Origin of the sequence: Francisella sciaenopsi (assembly GCF_045862875.1) — a bacterium.
GTDB classification, from domain to species: Bacteria; Pseudomonadota; Gammaproteobacteria; order Francisellales; family Francisellaceae; genus Francisella; species Francisella sciaenopsi.
The window spans coordinates 22,458-42,577 of record NZ_BTHG01000008.1 but is presented as its reverse complement, the minus strand read 5'-3'; the positions used below and the strand labels follow the sequence as shown (position 1 = coordinate 42,577).

Below are 20,120 nucleotides of genomic sequence, written 5' to 3'. Positions count from 1 at the left end.
TTATAAATAATTAATTATCAAAAACTAATAGCTGACAGTAAAAACTAATAGCTGGGATATACATAATGGAGCTGACTATAGATAGTTTTAAAATGCTATAATTTTGTTTATATATAGCTATTTGATTTTTAGATGCACAAAAAAATATTTTTATTATCTTTACCTCTTATATTATCTAATTTGGTTTTACCAATGGTTGGTATTGTTAATACTGCATTAATTGGTCATCTCAGTGATAGCAACTATCTTGCAGCTATAGGATTAGGAGTTTCAATAATAAATGTTATTTGCTTCATGTTTTCATTTTTTAGAATGAGTTTGACAGGGTTGATAGCCCAGTCACTAAATAATCTCGAAAAGATAATGGAAATAGTTATAAAGGCGGTATTAATCGCATTATTAATATCAATAATTGTTTTTAGTTTTAAAAGTGTAATTCTGATTGCTGTATTAAAGGTATTAAATATCTCATTGGATATAAAAATTTTATTAGCAAATTTTTATAATGCTGCTATTTATATTTTGTTATTTTCATTACTAAATTATATTTTTATTGGTTTCTTTATTGGTGTTGGAAATCCTAGAGTAGTACTTTATAGTTCTATTATCTATATGATTGTAGCAATAGTGTTGAGCACAATATTTGTTGTTATTCTCAATTATAATGTTGTTGGTGTAGCAATTTCTTTAGTTATAGCCTCTGCTAGTTGTAGCACTTATCTGAGTATAAAAATATTTAGATATTTCTATAAATCAAGTAGTTTTAATATTAAAAAGTTAGCAGATTATAAGCTCTTAAGTTTGGATAGCTATATGCCTTTTCTTCAACTTAATATAAATATTTTTGTACGTTCTTTATGTTTATTATTAGCATTTAATTCTTTTTATATATTTTCTTCGAATTACGGAAAAACTATTTTAGCTGCAAATACTATACTTGTAGAAATAGGTATGTTTTTTGCGATGTTTTTGGATGCTCTTGCTAATACAACTGAATCGTTAGTTGCTCAAGCTTATGTTGATAAAAATACAAGCTTATTAAGGGAGACTATCTACAAGACATTTGTTCAAAGTATGATACTAACTCTAGTTCTATCTTTAATTTATTTTACTTTTAGTGGTTATATCGTATCAATCTTTACCGATATTGTAGACGTTAAGATTCAGATAAATAAATATATTATTTTTTCGTTTCTTATGCCTTTATTCGCAAGTATTAGCTTTTGGGTAGATGGTGTGTTTGTAGGTCTCCTAAAGACTGTAGCAATGAGAAATGCGATGATTTTATCAGCAGGAGTGTATATTGCTTTTGTTTTTTTATTACACCCCTATGAAAATTATGGTTTATGGATTGCACTAATATTATTCTATATAGCTAGAATAGTGTTTTTGATGCTTCCATTAAATCAATATATTAAAAAAGGAATTTAAATGCCGCATATAATCTTAGAAGTACCTCACCAATTTGATACAGAATTAGCAAAGAAGGTGATAAATTTAGCACAACAATTTTTGGTAGAGAAGTTACCAACTAAGTTAGAAACCTTTAAAAGTAGAGTCTATAGATACAGTTTTAGTAGTGTAGCTGGAGATGATAGATTAGATGTAATCCATGTGCAGATAAAAGTTCTAAAAGGAAGAAAGCTTGAGCATCTAGAAGAAATCTCACAACAATTGAAAGCTAAAATTTGCGAATTATTGAATCCAGAAGTTAATCTAGACAGTTATAGTATAACTTTAGAATTGATGGAGCTATCTATTGCTTATGCTAATTAATATTTGATTATCATTATTATTTCACTAGTATATACTAAAATCTTCATCAAACTTAGATATTAGAAAATTAATGAAAAACTATAATAGATTACTATTTTCATCATTAGGAGCTGCTTTTGAGTTCTATGATTTTGCCATATACTCAGTGTTTGCTGTAGCAATTGGTAGTAAGTTTTTTGATAAAAGTAGTTCTATAAGTAATACTTTATTAGTTTTTTTAGTTTATATCGTTGGGTATCTTGTGCGTCCTATTGGCGCTTGGGGGTTTGGATATCTTGCTGATAAGAAGGGTAGAGCATTTGTCTTAAGGCTTAATATGTTTTTACTATTCTTTGCGACTTTAGCATTAGCTTTTTTACCTACCATAGAAAGTATTGGTGTTTTAGCTACTATTTTGTTTGTTGGTTTACGTTGTATACAATCATTAGCAGTAGGAGCTGAAATACCAGTATCAGTAGTATATATTGTTGAGAACTATCCTAAAAGACAAGGTTTCATGACAAGTATAGTGTTTTGTTGTTTGAGTATTGGGATTATGATGACATCACTAGTACTATTTGTCTTGAACCACTTTACTAGCCAAAGCTTTATAGAAAATTATGGTTGGCGGATTGGATTTTTCATAGGTGCTTGTTTTACATTTATATTATTTTTCCTCAGAAAAAATATTGTTGATGTTCCTAGAGTTGTTGAAGCGCTAGATAAACCTCGCTCCGAAAACTCTTTGTTTATTGTGAAAGTAATTGTTGGTATAGCCTTAGTTGCTTGTATTGCTATGTTAACTACCCAGCTATATATGTTTTTACCCGCGTATAAACAGATGTATATTATTTCAGATTTTGATGTTTCTAATATATTGTTAACAGGATCTATAGTTTCAGCTATTAGTTGCTTGGTTGGGGGATTTATTAGTGATTATGTTTCTAAAACAAAAATGATGTCTCTATTGATAATATTGAGTATAGCTTTAACACCAGTTTTTTATAAGAACATAATAGCTGGAGAGAGTATATACAGTTATTTCATATTGTTATCTATAATCTATGGTTTTTTTGCTCCAACATATAATGTAATTATTACAAACTTCTTTAGATTAGAGTATAGATGTCGTGGTTATGGTATTGCTTATAATCTAGGATATTTGATATTTTCCGCAGGTATTCCAGCCTTGACAATATCACTTATAGCTACAACTAATGACCTTCTGGTACCAGTATATTTAATTGTATTTGCTGGAGCGGTATCATTTTTTGGGATTGCAGCAGCTAGCTGGTTTATGAGAAAGGCTTAAAAATCATAGCTGAAGGGTCTGATTTGAATTGATTGTAAAGCTCTATTATATATCTATCAGTCATAGAAGATATGTAATCGCTTATTATTCTAGCTTTTCCGTGAGAGCTATGGGTATTATAGAATATAGCGCCGATATCATCAGGTAGTAGACTTTCATCAGGAGTTGAATTAATTAAAATATCAAAAATCTCTGAAATTATTTCTCGACCACGATATCTTAAGACATTGAGTTTAGGTGATTTTATTATTTTAAATAAAATATATTTTTTAAGTACTTCTACTTGTTTTCTAATTTCATTATTCAGATATACCTTTGAAATAATAGGAACTTCTATGTTTAAGTCTAGTTCAATATTTTGAATACAACTATTAACTAATTTTGAGGTTAGTTTTGTACGTAATAAGCTGTTGTTAGCAATATTTTTTGATATCTTGTATATAGCTGTGCTATCTGTACTGAAGTCAATATAATCTGAAAATATATCTTTGAGGATATTTTGAATTTCGCTCTTAGTAATTTCTAAATCACTGGGCATTGCATTGTAGATTTTATCTAGAAGCTTATTATCAATACTTGCCATAGATAGTGGATCTATAAATCCTCCTTTAAGAGCATCTTCGACATCATAAGTTGAGTAGGCAATATCATCAGCTACATCCATTATATAACATTCTATAGTTTTGAAGTTTTCTACAGTTGCTCTGCCATAAGGCTCGAGGAGTTTTTGTTTGATATCTTCAACTAGTCTTGACTCTTCATTATAGTAACCTTTCGTAAGCTTACCTAGATCACTAATTGGAGGAATGAGTTGATCATATTTTATAGTTGCTGCAAGAGTTCTATATGTTAGATTTAAACCAAAAGTTTGCTTTTGATCAATATCTTTTTTGGCTGTATGTGATATTAGTCGTAGCGTTTGAGCATTACTTTCAAAGCCGCCAAAATTACGCATTTTTTTATTTAAAGCAACCTCACCGTTATGACCAAAAGGAGGGTGGCCAATATCATGACAGAGTGCTGCTGTTTCAATTAGATCATAATCTAAATTTAGTCCATGTTCTGCGTTAAGTTTAACAGCTATAGATTTGGCTATTTGCGCTACCTCTAGAGAGTGAGTAAGCCTATTTCTAAAAAAGTCATTTTCAAAACTAGGGAAAATTTGAGTTTTTGCTTGAAGCCTTCTAAATGATGAAGAGTGGACAACACGAGCATAATCCCTTCTAAAAGGAGAAAAATTATCCTTTTTTGAGATATCATTATTTTGTCTTAGATAATCATTTTCATGATAAAGATTTATTGCCATATACACTCTAATATAATTTGTGATTATATTTTAAATATTAGAGTAAATGATTAGATATGCAATATTTTAGTAGTAAGAAAGATAAAGAGATTAGTGTTAATTATTCTTGAACATCAAATCTGCCGAGCATCATAACTTTATGCCAAGCTTTTGCAAAGTCATTTACAAATTTCTGCTCATTACCATTTTCAGCATAAACTTGAGCCACAGCTTTAAGTTCAGAGTTTGAACCAAAGATTAGATCAACAGAAGAAGCAGTCCACTTTTGAGCACCAGTTTTTCTATCTATACCAATGTATTCACCACTATTTGTGTCAGATTTTTCCCATTTTGTAGACATGTCAAGTAAGTTTACAAAGAAGTTGTTATTAAGTTGACCTGGAGTTTTAGTAAATACACCTTCTTGAGAATCATCATAGTTCACATTTAGTGCACGTAAACCACCAACTAATACCGTCATCTCAGGAATGTTCAGTTTAAGCATACTAGCTTTTTCAACTAGTGCTTGAGGTAATTGATTAGATGTTACGCTACCATCAGTATAGTTTATGAATCCATCAGACTTAGTTTTTAGGTAATTAAAAGACTCTATGTCAGTTTGGGCTTGCGTAGCATCTGTTCTACCTGGTACAAATGGTATCTCTATACTATAGCCAGCTTCTTTAGCTGCTTGCTCAACACCCACATTACCACCTAGGACTATTAAGTCAGCTAATGATACTTTAGTACCATCAGTTTTGCTATTGTTAAAGTTGGTTTGAATCTCTTTAAGCTTAGCAAGAACAACCTCAAGTTTAGCAGGTTCATTCATTTGCCAATCTTTTTCAGGAGCTAAAGCAATTCTTGCGCCATTTGCTCCACCCCTATAGTCAGTTTTACGATATGTAGAAGCTGAATCCCAAGCTGTTTTTATAAGCTGTTGATTAGTTAATCCTGAATTTATAATATCTTGCTTAAGTTGAGATATATCTTGAGCTGATACTTGCTTGTAGTTAGCTACAGGTACAGGATCTTGCCATATAAAGTTTTGCTTAGGAATCCACGGACCTATATATCTAGATTTTGGACCCATATCTCTATGAGTTAATTTAAACCATGCTTTAGCAAACTCTTCTTTAAATTCTTCAGGATTTTTATAGAATTCTTCAGCATATTTATTAAATATTGGATCTTCTTTCAGTGCTAAGTCTGTTGTAAACATTATAGGTTTATGTTTTACACCTGGCTTATGAGCATCAGGAACCATATTTTCTGGCTTAGCATTTGTAGGAGTCCATTGATGAGCACCAGCAGGGCTAAGAGTTTTTTTCCAATCTAAATTGTATAGATTATGTAAGAAGTCATGATTCCAATATGTAGGTGTGGAAGTCCAAGAGCCTTCAAGGCCACTGCCCATAGTATCATCACCATTACCTGTACCATAACTGTTATGCCAGCCAAGACCCTGTTGCTCGATAGGTGCTTTATCTGGAGCTGGTCCAATATCTTTTTTGATATCTTTCTCAGGAACTGCTCCGTGAGTCTTACCGAATGAATGTCCGCCTGCAATTAACGCAACAGTTTCTTTATCTGTCATACCCATGCCACCAAATGCTTGGCGAATGTCGCTAGCAGCACCTTTGATATTTGGTTTACCATCAGGACCTTCTGGGTTTACATATATTAATCCCATTTGCGTAGCAGCATAAGCTGGGGCAAGTTTGCCATTTTTTACATTGCTAGACATTAACTCTTCAGGAGACACTCCCCAATTTGTATCATCACCTTGCCAATCATCTTCTCTACCAAAAGCAAAACCAATTGGTTTCATTCCCATTGATTCCAAAGAGACTGTACCTGCTAAAACAATCAAATCTGACCAAGATACAGCATCACCATATTTCTGTTTGATTGGCCATAAAAGCTGTCTTGCTTTATCAAGGTTAACATTGTCAGGCCAACTATTTAATGGAGAGAATCTTTGTTGTCCGCGATTAGCACCACCACGACCATCTGCTATTCTATAAGTACCAGCATCATGCCAAGATAATCTAATAAAGAAAGGACCGTAATTACCAAAATCAGCCGGCCACCAATCTTGAGATTTAGTTAAAAGATCTTGCATATCTTTTTTTAGTTCTTCAGTATTTAATTTTTTGAAGGATTGGTGATAGTCATAGCTTTTACCCATTGGGCTATCAAGCTTATTTAGATTACGTAATGGTGATAAATCTACACTTTGAGGTGTAGCCATTTCGGTATTTTTGTCATCAGCTATAGCACTATTGGTTGCCAGTAGCATTCCAGACATTCCTAATGCTGTTACAATTTTCTTTAGCATGGTGATTTCCTCACTATAAAGTTAACTTATAATATAAGATTGCTCTTATACTTTCTAAACTGAACCAAATCTTATTTTTAAAATAAAATTAAGGTCTACAAGTGATTGTATGTAAATGAAAAAGTCTAGTCAAATAGTATATGGTTATAAGTTCTATAACAAATTCTTATAGATTGTATGAATATCAGTTTATATTTGAGATTCTTCGTATTTCTCTAAGTTTAAGATATTATTGTATATTTATCGTAAAATGTTAATAGTTTATGAAGTTTGAGAAGATTAGTCATATTTTTAATGATATTGAATTGTTTTTATTAGATATAAGCAAAAATTCTTTAGAATATGATTTTGATATTATTCCCAAAAAGCAAAAAATTGAGATACAAACCTATAAATTTGAAAATGATAGATTTAAAAGGCTACTTGCTAGAAGTTTCTTATATCACCATCTTAACGATAGTTATAATATTAATAATTTTGATCTAAAGTATGGAGTATACAAAAAGCCAATGCTTAAAGATAATAATAATATAGATTTTAGTATTTCATATTCTAATAATTATATATTAGTTGGAATTAGTGACAAATATCAACTTGGTGTTGATATTGAGCATATTGATAGTGGTATTAATCATTCTGATTTAAAAAATATTATAATGCATGATGAAGAAATCAAATATTATAGTTCTCTTGAAAGTCATGAAGAGCAGTTACATTTTTTCTTTGATGTTTTTAATATTAAAGAGTCGATAATTAAATGTTTAGGAACTGGTTTGTATTATGATGTTCAAAAGATAAATATATTAGATATTAATATATTTTTGGATTATGAAATTGGTAATTTAAGTACTAATCTAATTTTAAATAGATTAACACCAAGATATAAAATATCTGTTTGTAAGACAAACAATAGTTTTATATAAAAGTTCTATCTAATATTGTAAATTCTAAATATACATTATGTATTTTGCTATAAAAATTTAATAAATTTTTTAAATAATATTAAAATGCTGTAAAAATATATTTAAAAAAATTTTTTTATAAGATAAATTAGTTTAATTATATTTAATAAAGGGTATGTATATAATGTTGGAAATAACATCTTCTAATGAAGAAAGTAATATATTGATTATTTGTTTGAATGGTGAATTAAATTCAGCATCATGTAATAAATTTAATGAGACTATAAAAGAATTATCCGTAGATAAAAAAAACAATCTCATATTAGATTTTTCAAAACTATCTTATTTAAGCAGTGCTGGCTTAAGATCTTTAATAATAATTTTTAAAGATATATCTATTGATAACAAAAAAATGTTGATACTAAAACCATCTAGTTTAGTTAGAGAAGTTTTAAGAGTATCTGGGTTTATAAAACTTATTCCTGTTTGCGAAAATTTTGAAGAAGCAAAAGATCAATTAAAATGAAATTAAATATCTCAAGAGAATGTTTCAATTTAGAGGACATAAATAATTTTATTTATGACCTTGATGTAATTTTGCGAGAAGAAAAAATCGATGATATTGAATTGTTCAAAATTAAATTAATCTATGAAGAGTTAATGCTTAACTGTTGGTATCATGGAAATAATCTAAATCATGCATCTCTAGAGTTTGAAATATTCATTGAAAATTGTGCTTCCTGTATAAAATTATCCTTGAAAGATAATGCATCTTACTTTGACTATAATAAATACTCTAAAGAACAAAATGAGCATAGTATTGGAGGTCATGGAATTAGTCTAATAGAAAATTTTTGTGATAGATGGGATTATGAGAGAGTTGGTAAATATAATATAAATTTTTTAGAAATATTGTTATGAAAACTGATAATAAGCATATTCGTAGAAACTTATCATGGTATTTTCATAGACCAGCTTATTGGTTTATTAATATACTTATATTTATAATATTTTTAGTATTAGTAGCATCATTGTTCTCTTTTTTTACATATAAAGAAACTGTTAAAGTTAATAGAATGTATACATCTATAGATCAAGTATCAGATAGAATTGAACGTGAAATAGCATCATCCTCAGCTGAGATTAAAACTTTATATTTACTTGATTCGGACACTGTTATATCCAATCCTTATATTAGTGACCAGCTTATCTCTTTTACAAAAGATATATTGATAGCTCATGAGGATATTTTTGGTATTGCTTATGCAATTATTCCTGAGTACGGAGCTAGAGGAGTTTATCTTTATAAATACAATAATATAGTGAAATTGAAAGAACTTTCAGAAGTATATGATAAATATGGAACTAGTTATTATGATAGAGAATGGTTTAAAAAACCATTGATTGAGAAAAAAGCATTTATTGATCTTCCTACGAGTAATTTATTTAGTCAAGAAGTTGGTGAATTTACAGCAACCTATTCATTTCCTGTAACTAATAGTAATCATGAGATATATGCAGTAGCTGCATTAGATATTGATATAAAAGATATAGTTAATTTAATAAAGTCAGAAATAGATTTTAGTGATACCAGCGTTTTTGTACGTGTTGAAGATAATTATGATAGACCTGCATATGCTAAGTTTGATAGTAATTTAACTCCTAAACTTTCATATAATAATTTTTTAATACAGCCAATCAATGGTGAGTGGTATGTCGATGGATTACGAATATATCGCAAAGAAAGTCTTGTTTTTGGAAGTATTGATATTATAACTGAGATCGATTTAACTAAATTAATATTGATGGTTTTATCTGTTTTTATCATTCTTATTTTTTTACTGATAATTCTAAATATTCTTTTATCAAAAATTTTGCGTAAGAAAATTGATAAATTAATTTTGCCATTAGTTGACTTATCGAATCATCTAGAAAATATTGTGGATAATAAAAATCTTGATAAAAAAATTGAATTATCAAATATACAGAGTGTAGAAATTCAAAAATTATTTGAATCTGTAGAAAAGATGAGAACTGATATTCTTAGATATATTGAAATACAGAAAAAATTTAATATTAAAAAGTCAGAATTACATTTGGCTAAGCAAATTCAAGAAATGTTTATGTCTGATTCTATTGATATGTCTCAAATTAAAAATTTAGATATAGCAACACATTATAGTTCGGCAGAGGATTTAAGTGGAGATATCTATGATATAAGAAAGGACAAAGAAAACAATCTGTGGATATTAATAGGGGATTCAATGGGAAAAAACTCTGCAGCAAGTATCTTTAGCTTATTTTTATTAGCTAGATTTAGGTTTCTTATTTCATCAGAAACTTCTTGTGCAAATATAATTACAAAATTAAATAGTTATATGTGTAAACACAATAAGAATAGCATGTTTATTAGTTGTATATGTATGAAAATTGATTTTGGAAGTAACAAAATATATATATCAAATGCAGGGCATGATAAACCTATTATTGTATTAAATGATAATCAATTAGCATCTTTGGATGATGGTTATATAGTTTTAGGTATAGATCCAGATGCTATATATAGTGAAGACATTGTTGATATGGTAAATTGCAAAAGTTTACTTTTATATACTGATGGATTATCAGAAACCAAATCATCACAAGGTTTTTATGGTATTGATAAAATAAAAAATATTTTGATAACAAGCTCGGAGCTTGCAGCTTCAAACCAGTTAGACAAATTACTTGAAGATATAAATTTATTTAAAGATGAATCTTTAGCCCAAGATGATAAAACAGCTATATTAATTAAATTTTTTGGAGATAAATGTGATCAGAAATAATCAGTACTATTCTTTATTATCAGAAGAAGATAAAAATCTAATATTAAATAAATTCAATAATACATATACAGACTATCCTAGAGATAAAACTATTATAGATATATTTGATGATGCGGTAAAAAAATATCCAGATAATATAGCTATAGTTGTGGATGGGAAAAGTTTAACATATAAACAATTTGATCAAATAATTAATAAAATTGCAAATTCATTACCTCCAAAAAAACAAAACTCACTAGATATTATTGCTATTTATATGACTCGTAGAGTAGAAATACTAGCAAGTATGCTTGCAGCGTGGAAGGCTGGGTATACATATGTTTGTATAGATGAGAAGTATCCTCTTGAACGTGTGCAATATATGCTTGATGATGCACAAGCTGTTGCATTAATTTCAGAAAAAATATTAATTGATAAAATAAAATTTGATGGTGAATTTAATGATATTGATCATATAGATAGTTTCGAATCAACCTTTCATAGAGATATTTATGTAGATACTAAAGATATTGCACTATTGATATATACTTCTGGTTCAACTGGGAACCCAAAAGGAGTTATGTTATCTCATCAAAACATTATGAATTTCTCTTATTGGTATAAAGATAAGCGAGAACTTAAATCTGGGGATCAAATTGCCGAATATGCTAGCTTTAGTTTTGATGCTTGTATAATGGGAACATACCCAGTTTTAATAGTTGGTGGGACAGTTCATATATTATCAGAGCATGTAAGAATGTCTCTTGAAGAATTAGATAAATATTTCTATAAAAATAAGGTTAAAGGATGTTTCCTAACAACTCAGCTAGGAGAACAGTACCTAAGAGCTTATAATAATGAGCAACTTGATTTTATAGAAGTTGGTGGTGAAAAACTTAAAGAATGGACTGAAAGATCCTATAACTTTATAAATGGTTATGGCCCTACAGAATCAACAGTTTATGTGACAGATTTTCAAGTTGATAAAAATTATCAAAACATACCGGTTGGTAAACCACTTTCAAATGTCCAAATTTATATTGTTGATAATGAGCTAAAGTTATGTCCTGTGGGTGTTCCAGGAGAATTATGTATTGCAGGAGAAAGCTTAGCTTTAGGCTATTTCAATAAACAAGATCAAACCAAAGAAAAGTTTATAGATAATCCATTTAAATATGATGGAGATCAAAGAATTATTAAAGATATTTTATATAAGACTGGTGATTTAGCTATTTGGAGAGAAGATGGTAATATTGAAATTCAAGGAAGGATTGATTTTCAAGTTAAGATTCGTGGATTTAGAATTGAGCTAGGTGAAATTGAAGCTAGATTAGCGAGTATTGAAAATATTGATGATGTAGCTGTAGTCGCTTTGGATGATAATAAAAATAATAAATATTTATGTGGATATTATATATCAGATAAAAACATAGATAATGAGTTTATTATAAAACAGTTAAATCAGTATTTACCTGATTATATGATTCCAGAGATTTATATTAAAATGGAAAAATTTCCATTAACACCTAATGGAAAAGTTGATAGAAAGAGCTTACCTAGTCCTGATATGTCGGCATTTCAATCTGAATATATCGCACCAAGAGATGAAGCAGAGCAAATTATAGTTAATGAAGTTGAAAGTGTTCTTAAAATCAGCAAAGTAAGCGTATTAGATAATTTTTTTAAACTTGGTGGAAGCTCTATACTAGCCATATCTTTAGTATCAGCAATTTCAAAAAAAGGTTATCAAATAAGTGTAGCAGATATTTTAGCGAATCCAATAATTCAGGATTTTGCAAAATGTTTGCAAGAAAAAAGTCCTGATCATGAGATTGTACATGCTCCTAAACTTGATAAGTATCCAGTTACAAGTTCTCAGAAAGGTATATACGTAACAGATTTGCTAGGAAATCAAGGGACTACTTATAATATACCTTTATGTTTGAAAATTTTTGGAGATATTGATAAAGAGCAAATTGGTTTAGCTTTGGATAAATTAATACAGAGACATGAATCTCTGAGAACTAGTTTTGAATATACTGATGATGCTGTAGTACAGAATATAAATACTAAATCTAATGTATCTAAACAATATAAGAAAATCTCTGCTGAAGAACTTGATATAACAATTAGAGATTTTATTAAGCCTTTTAAACTTTCAGAAACACCATTATTTAGAGTTTGTTTATTAGAAATAAGTAGAGATTATCATGTATTACTATTTGATTTTCATCATATTATATTTGATGGTACTTCAGTAGAGCCTTTTGTTCGAGAGTTATTTGATATATACGATGGTATAGATCTTGGAGAGCTTAGTATGCAATATAAAGATTATGCATACTGGTATAAAAATTTCTATATTAAGTCGGATTCATATAAGAACACTAGAGACTATTGGATTAAACAAATTGATGGCGCGAACGAGATTGAGTTTCCTTTTGACTACTTAAAGTCATCTAATATGAGTAGTAATGCAAGTTATTTGAGTAAAACCATAGATGATAACTTTAAAAAAGAAATATTTTCTTACTGTCAGAAACTTGATATTACACCCTATATGTTGATGATAGGGGTATATAGTCTATTACTTTCAAGATATTCAAGGCAAAGTGATATAACAGTTGGTACGGCAACTACAGGAAGAACAAATTCCTGTATATCTGAACATATTGGTATGTTTGTACACACTTTACCTTTTAGAGTTAAGATTGATGAAGTTGGAACTATTACTGAATATTTTAATAACATAAAGAACCTATCACTTAATTTATTAAAAAATCAGAATTATAATTTTGAACAGTTAGTTCAAGATGCTGATATCAAGAGTAACTCGGGAGGATTACCTCTTATAAACTTCTTTTTTAATTATCTAGAAAAAAATTTAAAACATAATGGTAGTAGCTTTACGGTAGATGTTGATTTACCAAAAGTTAAAGAGTCTATGTTTGACCTTACTCTTACACTACAAAGTACAAACAATGATTCTCTTGAAGCTACTATACAGTATAAAAAAGAGCTCTTTGAATCTACCACTATAGAAAACTTTTTAAATTATTATTTAAATTTACTTAAGCTGATAGTTAATAGTGAAAAAAGCAAACAGTTAAAAGATCTAGAGTTAATTGGACTTCAGGAAAAAAAGATTATACTAAGTGAGTTTAATGATACACATATTAACTATCCTAAACATAAAACAGTTATTGATATGTTTGATAAAGTTGTGGAGAAATATCCCGCGAACATAGCTTTAACTTATAAGGGACAAGTTTTAACATATCAAGAGTTAGATGAGCAGGCTAATGCGATAGCAAATTATTTATTGAGTAATACCAGAGAAGATTTTGTTGCTATACTGAGTGATAATAATCACAGTAATATGATTATTGCTATTTTAGGAATATTAAAAAGTGGAAAGGCATATGTGCCAATATCTCCAGAGTTTCCCCTTGATAGAAAAATAAAAATTCTAGAAAGTAGTGCTGCTAAAACTTTACTATCTAATAGAGAGTATATATGTTCTGAACTTAAGCATAACTATAAAGGAAATATTGTATGTTTAGATGATCGTATTGATACTAGTCGTTCAGAAAAGCCTAGTATTAGGGTTTCCACTGAGCAGCCTGCTTATGTTATTTATACTTCGGGCTCTACCGGAGAACCGAAAGGTGTTGAAGTACAACATAAAGCTTTAAGTAATTTTTGTTATTGGTACATTGATGAGTATAACATCAGAAATGATAGTCAAATTTTTAAATATGCTGGAGTCGCATTTGATGTTTCCATATCTGAAATATTTCCAACTATAGCATCAGGAGCTAATTTACATTTTTCTGATAAATCACTAAGGCTATCGCCAGATGCTTTAGCCGAATATATAAACAAAAATAATATTTCACATATATTTATGCCTCCAGCAATTTATGAGCAGTTTGCAAATAAAGATGTTCCATGTTTACAATATTTGATAACAGCTGGAGATAAACTGAAACATTATCAGCCATCTTCATATCAGCTTGTAAATGCTTATGGTCCAACTGAAGCAACAGTTTACGCAACTACAATAAATTTAGATAAAGACTATCTGAATATTCCAATCGGGAAACCTATAAAAAATTATAGAATATATATATTGGACAAAAATTTTAATATTTGTCCTATAGGAGTACCTGGAGAACTATGTATAGCAGGCAATGGATTGGCAAAAGGATATTTAAATCAACCTGAGCTAACTGAAAAGGTATTTATGCATCATAATGATTTAAATGAGCGAATATATCGTACAGGAGATTTAGCTAGATGGAGAAATGATGGTAATATTGAGTTTCTCGGACGTATTGATCTCCAAGTCAAAATTCGTGGTTATCGTATGGAGTTAGGAGAAATTGAAACAAGATTAGCAAATATTAAAGAGATACAAGATGCGGTAGTTTTAGCTTTAGATGACAAAAATAACAATAAATATCTGTGTGGATATTATACGGCAGATACTGATTTAGATAATACTTTAATTCAGGATGAATTAGCTAAACAGTTACCTAATTATATGATTCCAGATCTTTATGTTAAGCTTGACAAGTTTCCATTAACACCAAATGGCAAAGTTGATAGAAAAAATTTGCCAGAACCAGACTTATCAGCTTTACAATCTGAATATGTGGCTCCAAGAAATGAAATCGAGGAAAAAATAGCTACAATATGGTCTAATATTATAGGAATTAATCAAATAGGGATTGATGATTCTTTCTTCTCTATCGGTGGAAATTCAATTAAGGCCATAGCTGTTATTTCTGCGTTACAATCCGAAGGTCTTAAATTATCAATATCTGATATATTTGATTACAAAACTATTCGTAATATTACTAAAAATGTTAATGTAGGTATATTTGATATTAATTTAAAATTTGATCAGATTATCTTAGCAAATGAAAGTAATTCTAGCGGGCAAAGTAAAGAGTTAGTAGCTTTAGAGATAAAAGCAAATAAAAGAGTTGAGCACTTATATGATAAGTTAGCTTCTGTTGATATATCTAAGGTTGATAACATTAATACAGTTCTTGTGACAGGCGCTACTGGTTTTCTCGGAGGTCATATACTGAATGAGCTAATAAAAATAAATAAAAAAATAATAGCTATCGTAAGAGGAAAAGATGATAGTGACGCCCTTAAGCGTACCAAAGAAAAACTTCATTACTACTTTGGCGACAAACTGAATAAAAAAATTGAAGATGGTACTATAAAAATATACTCTGGAGATTTATCTAAAGATAAATTGGGGCTAAGTGATGAGGTGTATTCTGATATATTAACTAGCATTCAGTCTATTATACATACAGCAGCTAATGTAAGTCATTATGGTGAGTATGAAAAGTTTTATAATGATAATGTTTTACCTGTAAAAAACTTATTAGATATATCAAAGGAAAATAAAAAAATATCATTCCACTATATATCGACTCGCTCTGTATGTGAACTTGGATCATATCAAGAGAAAAATATTGTTTTTAATGAAGCAGATATTCCTAAATTAGATGGCATAGATAGTGTTTATATTAAAACAAAATTAGAGGGTGAATATGAAACTGTCAAAGCAAGAAGTGAAGGAGTTAACGCAAATATATATCGTGTAGGTAACTTAGTATACAATTCAGAAACTCTAAAACATCAGCAAAATTTGAAAGATAATGGTTTCTTTCAGACAGTTACATCAATTTTAAATATTGGAGAAGTTTTTGATGGATATTCAGCGGAGATGTCATGCATCAATGATACTGCTAGAGCTATATGTACTATTTTTGATAAGAAGAATTTATACAATGGCATTTATCACACATATAGTAACAATATAACTAATCTAGATAATATTCTTATTGATAATCAACTTGAATTATCGATAGAAAAATCTTCTTTTGCTAATTTTGTTAATAGTATCCGTAATAAATATAATCTTGCAACTTTCTCGGCTTATATACAAGACTTTATGTTGCACTATGGTTGGTTAGGAGATGGAGATCATACAACGTTTACTATCCAACAGAATTACACTAGTGAAGTATTAGACAGGTTAGGATTTAAATGGACAGAAATCAATCCATTAAATATTGCTAATATGGTTAAGGATGCTTATAGTGCAAGAATGAGAGACTTTAAAAAATTCGAGATCTTTGATAAGTGTTCTGAAGAGACCGTTATGAAATTAGCTAAAAAAGCGAAGTTATGTAGTTTTGAGACTGGTAAGCATATTATAGAAACTGGTGAAAAAGCAGATAGTTTGTATTTACTACAAAGAGGTTTTGCTTCGCTTAATATTACTTCTCCAGGTGGCTGGCAAAGTAATATTGGTATAGTAGCAGACAATGATCATATAGGGATCGATAGTATTTGTAACTCTGAGTATTTTTTGACTGTAGAAGCAATTGTTAATGATTGTTCAATTTACAAGGTTTATAAGGATGATTTATTAAGTGTTAACAAGGAAGAGCTTTGTAAGATACTATATAATCTACTTAAAATAGAAACAAAAAGCTCTAATTCTATAGCTAATCTACTAACTTTAATGGGATAATACTTTTATTTGTTAGTATCATAAATATGATTTATGAAAATCTTTTGGCAATGCCTAAGGCGGAGCTTCATCTTCATATAGAGGGAACATTAGAGCCAGAGATGATGTTTCAATTAGCCCAAAGAAATAAAATAAATCTTAAATATGGCTCAATAGATGAAATAAAAAGAGCATATTATTTCAATAATCTTCAAGATTTTTTAGATTTATATTACCAAGGAATGTCTGTGATATTAACTGAGCAAGATTTTTATGATCTGACCTATGCTTATTTAGTCAAGGCAAATCAAGATATTGTGACACATTCTGAAATTTTTATAGATCCACAAGCACACTTAGAAAGAGGAATATCTTTATCTATAGTATTTGGTGGAGTTACAAAAGCTATTAAACAAGCAGAGAAAGATTTTTCTATAAAAACAAGTATAATAGTGTGTTTTTTACGTCATTTATCTGAAAATCATGCTTTACGTTCTTTTGAAAAAATAATGGATTTTCGTGAGAGCTTTATAGGCATAGGTTTAGATAGTAGTGAATTAGGAAATCCACCATCTAAATTTAAAAGAGTTTTTGAGCAAGCAAAAAAAGAAGGTTTATATTGTGTTGCTCATGCTGGTGAAGAAGGTCCTGTCGAGTATATTTGGGAAGCCATAGATATATTAGGAGTTGATAGAATAGATCATGGTAATGCTATTTTAAATGACGAGAAACTAATACAGAGAATCATAAGAGATAATATAGCTTTAACAATGTGTCCATTATCAAATAAATGCTTAAAAGTTACAAGTAGCTTATCTGATCATCCAGTAGCTAAACTTTTAGAAAAGGGTGTTAAAGTAACTATCAATTCGGATGATCCTGCATATTTTGGAGGTTATCTTAATGAAAACTATAAACAGATAGCTCAAGCTTTGAAGTTATCTGAAGCTCAAATAATTAAGCTTATAAATAATGGTTTAGAGGCAAAGTTTATCTAGTCTAAATGTTATATAAAAATATCTTGAAGCACATTTTAAAAAGGAAGATTTTTTATTAAATGAGAAAAGGAATTTTATTTATATAAATTTTATAATCCACCAGTGATATCGATAATAGTTCCTGTACAGTAGTTTGCACCATCTGATAATAACCAAATAACTCCACTAGCAATTTCTTCAGGATAGCCACCTCTTTTTAATGGAATTTTATGTTTGATTTTATCAACTCTAGCAGCATCACCAGATAGCTTATGGATATCTGTATATGTAGAGCCAGGTCTAATACAATTCACAAGAATTCCTTCATCAGCTAGCTCTTTTGATAAGCCTTTTGTAAGAGTATCAATCGCACCTTTGGTACAAGCGTAATCTATATACTCATTAGGGGAGCCAGAGCGAGATGCACCAGATGATATATTAATAATCTTACCACCACTGTAGCCATGTTTTTGTGACATGTTTTTTATCGCATGCTTTGCACATAGAATATTCCCAATAGCATTTACTTGGAATACTTTTTGTAGACGACCAACACTCATATCCTCTAGACGAGAAGTATGAAAAATTGTACTAGCATTATTTATAAGCGCATACATAGAGCCATGGTCAGACATAAATTCATCAAACATTTTTTTGATATCTTCTTCATTTGCTATATTAGCGCAATGAGTAGAAATATTAATATTATAGCTAGATAGTTGGGTTTTTAGTTTATCAATATTCTCATGATTTTTATTATAATGTAAACCAACATTATAACCAGCTTTTGCTGCAGCTAATGCTATGGCAGAACCGATCCCTCCATTAGCACCAGTGATGAGGATATTTTTCATAAATGTATTTTAGTGTTTTTTTGCACTTAGGTTCCAGCAGATAGCTAATAGTGCAGTAGCAATCACACAAGAACTTAATAAGAATATAAATACAGCATCCCAACCTAGCATAGTTGCGATAATACCAATCACTGCTTGAGCTCCAACTGTACCTAAGAAATAGCCAAATAATCCTGTAAATCCAGCTGCAGTACCACCAGCTTTTTTAGGTACTAAGTCCAAAGCTAATATTCCTATCAAAGCGACAGGTCCGTAGATAAGTACACCCATAGCAGATAATGAAAGTAGTAATACCCAAGCGGTGTCGCTGTACCAGTATACAAACAAAGCACCCATGAATAAAAGCATACATATCACACCCATAGGAGCTCTACGACTACCAAAATATTTATCTGTAATCCAACCAATTATTATAGTTCCAGGGATTGCAGGTAATTCAAACAATGCAAATCCCAAAAGTCCTGTTGTTGTTGACATGTGTTTAACATGAACAAGATAATATGTTGACCAGCTTAAAAGACCATATCTGGCACAATAAACAAAAGCATTTGCAAATGCAATTAGCCAAACCCATTTATTGTTTAAAACATATTTAAAGAAGATTTCTTTAGCTGAAAACTCTTGCTCATGATAAGCTTCTGAAGTTGTATAGCCTTTGTATACTTCTATAGCTGGTAAACCAACTGATTGAGGAGTATCTGCACCAAAAATTAGAACTAATATTGATACAAGTATACACATTGCACCAGCGACATAAAAAAGGCCATGCCAGTTATCATTGAATATTAGTAGCCCAATAGGTACAACAGCAATAGCTAAAAATCCTGCTCCGACATTATGAGCAGTATTCCAAATCCCCATTTTTGTACCGCGTTCATTAGCACAGAACCAGTGTGTCATGATACGTGCACATGCCGGCCAACCCATACCTTGCACCCAACCATTGACAAGCATAGCAATGAATAACACAAGTACACCTAATGATAATAAGCTAGGTAATATTAGGTTTATAAGTCCTGTGATAAATAATCCAATAGCTAAAAATATCTTTGCATTACTTCTATCTGAGATATTTCCCATCAAAAATTTACTTATACCATAGGCAATACCTAAACCAGCTCCAATTAGTCCAAGTTCATCCGGAGTTAAGGTTGTAATATATTGTTTTGAGACATCGAAACTACTACGACCGAAATAGTATGTAAAATAACCTATATAAGCCACTAAGAACATTCTTAGGCGCCAATGAGGATATGCTTTTTGAATTTGCTCTTTAGCTAATAAAGGCAAAGCTTTCGCAGGTTTAAGAAAATTCATTTTTAATTAGTAAATATTAAACACTAGTA

At 29.8% G+C, this 20,120-nt stretch carries 13 protein-coding genes; 9 read left to right on the top strand and 4 right to left on the bottom strand.

Features of this window, described 5'->3' with window-relative positions; all coding sequences use genetic code 11:
* Nucleotides 1-132: 132 nt before the first annotated feature.
* From ACKTR7_RS09460 to ACKTR7_RS09450, 3 genes are all read left to right on the top strand, one after another.
* Entirely contained in the window at nucleotides 133-1,431 is a 1,299-nt protein-coding gene (locus tag ACKTR7_RS09460; protein WP_407878065.1) for an MATE family efflux transporter, read from the top strand.
* Nucleotides 1,432-1,776: a tautomerase family protein gene (locus ACKTR7_RS09455; protein ID WP_407878064.1), complete on the top strand. Its 345-nt coding sequence runs from the start codon at nucleotides 1,432-1,434 to the stop codon at nucleotides 1,774-1,776. It abuts the gene before it with no gap.
* Between the two features lie 70 nt (nucleotides 1,777-1,846).
* Nucleotides 1,847-3,067, top strand: coding sequence for an MFS transporter (locus ACKTR7_RS09450; RefSeq protein ID WP_407878063.1), 1,221 nt, complete (start codon nucleotides 1,847-1,849; stop codon nucleotides 3,065-3,067).
* Here ACKTR7_RS09450 and dgt read toward each other — a convergent pair.
* Together dgt and katG are read right to left on the bottom strand one after the other, a co-directional pair.
* Nucleotides 3,051-4,373, bottom strand: coding sequence for a dGTP triphosphohydrolase (dgt, locus tag ACKTR7_RS09445; protein WP_407878062.1), 1,323 nt, complete (start codon nucleotides 4,371-4,373; stop codon nucleotides 3,051-3,053). The two genes, ACKTR7_RS09450 and dgt, sit on opposite strands and share 17 nt — an antisense overlap.
* Nucleotides 4,374-4,473: 100 nt before the next feature.
* A complete protein-coding gene (gene katG / locus ACKTR7_RS09440; RefSeq protein WP_407878061.1) occupies nucleotides 4,474-6,693 on the bottom strand; it encodes a catalase/peroxidase HPI in 2,220 nt (739 codons plus the stop codon).
* 263 nt (nucleotides 6,694-6,956) lie between these two features.
* On the opposite strand from katG, the gene ACKTR7_RS09435 reads away from it, so the two are divergent.
* The 6 genes from ACKTR7_RS09435 to ACKTR7_RS09410 all read left to right on the top strand — a co-directional run bounded on the left by ACKTR7_RS09435 (nucleotide 6,957) and on the right by ACKTR7_RS09410 (nucleotide 17,941).
* The gene (locus ACKTR7_RS09435; protein WP_407878060.1) at nucleotides 6,957-7,616 is read left to right on the top strand and encodes a 4'-phosphopantetheinyl transferase family protein; all 660 of its coding nucleotides are present in this window, start codon (nucleotides 6,957-6,959) and stop codon (nucleotides 7,614-7,616) included.
* Nucleotides 7,617-7,779: 163 nt separating this feature from the next.
* Entirely contained in the window at nucleotides 7,780-8,121 is a 342-nt protein-coding gene (locus ACKTR7_RS09430; RefSeq protein WP_407878059.1) for an STAS domain-containing protein, read from the top strand.
* Nucleotides 8,118-8,516 (top strand): ATP-binding protein, encoded by a 399-nt coding sequence (locus ACKTR7_RS09425; RefSeq protein WP_407878058.1) that lies wholly within the window; start codon nucleotides 8,118-8,120, stop codon nucleotides 8,514-8,516. The genes ACKTR7_RS09430 and ACKTR7_RS09425 overlap by 4 nt, the downstream gene beginning before the upstream one ends.
* Nucleotides 8,513-10,420, top strand: coding sequence for a SpoIIE family protein phosphatase (locus tag ACKTR7_RS09420; protein WP_407878057.1), 1,908 nt, complete (start codon nucleotides 8,513-8,515; stop codon nucleotides 10,418-10,420). Before ACKTR7_RS09425 ends, ACKTR7_RS09420 begins: the two co-directional genes overlap by 4 nt.
* Nucleotides 10,407-16,964, top strand: coding sequence for an amino acid adenylation domain-containing protein (locus ACKTR7_RS09415; RefSeq protein ID WP_407878056.1), 6,558 nt, complete (start codon nucleotides 10,407-10,409; stop codon nucleotides 16,962-16,964). The genes ACKTR7_RS09420 and ACKTR7_RS09415 overlap by 14 nt, the downstream gene beginning before the upstream one ends.
* Nucleotides 16,965-16,990: 26 nt before the next feature.
* Complete coding sequence (locus tag ACKTR7_RS09410; RefSeq protein ID WP_407878055.1) at nucleotides 16,991-17,941, top strand: adenosine deaminase; 951 nt, start codon at nucleotides 16,991-16,993, stop codon at nucleotides 17,939-17,941.
* 89 nt (nucleotides 17,942-18,030) lie between these two features.
* Here the strand turns inward: ACKTR7_RS09410 and ACKTR7_RS09405 are convergent, their stop codons facing one another.
* Nucleotides 18,031-18,774 (bottom strand): SDR family oxidoreductase, encoded by a 744-nt coding sequence (locus ACKTR7_RS09405; protein WP_407878054.1) that lies wholly within the window; start codon nucleotides 18,772-18,774, stop codon nucleotides 18,031-18,033.
* Between the two features lie 9 nt (nucleotides 18,775-18,783).
* Nucleotides 18,784-20,091, bottom strand: coding sequence for an MFS transporter (locus ACKTR7_RS09400; RefSeq protein ID WP_407878053.1), 1,308 nt, complete (start codon nucleotides 20,089-20,091; stop codon nucleotides 18,784-18,786).
* Nucleotides 20,092-20,120: the final 29 nt, after the last annotated feature.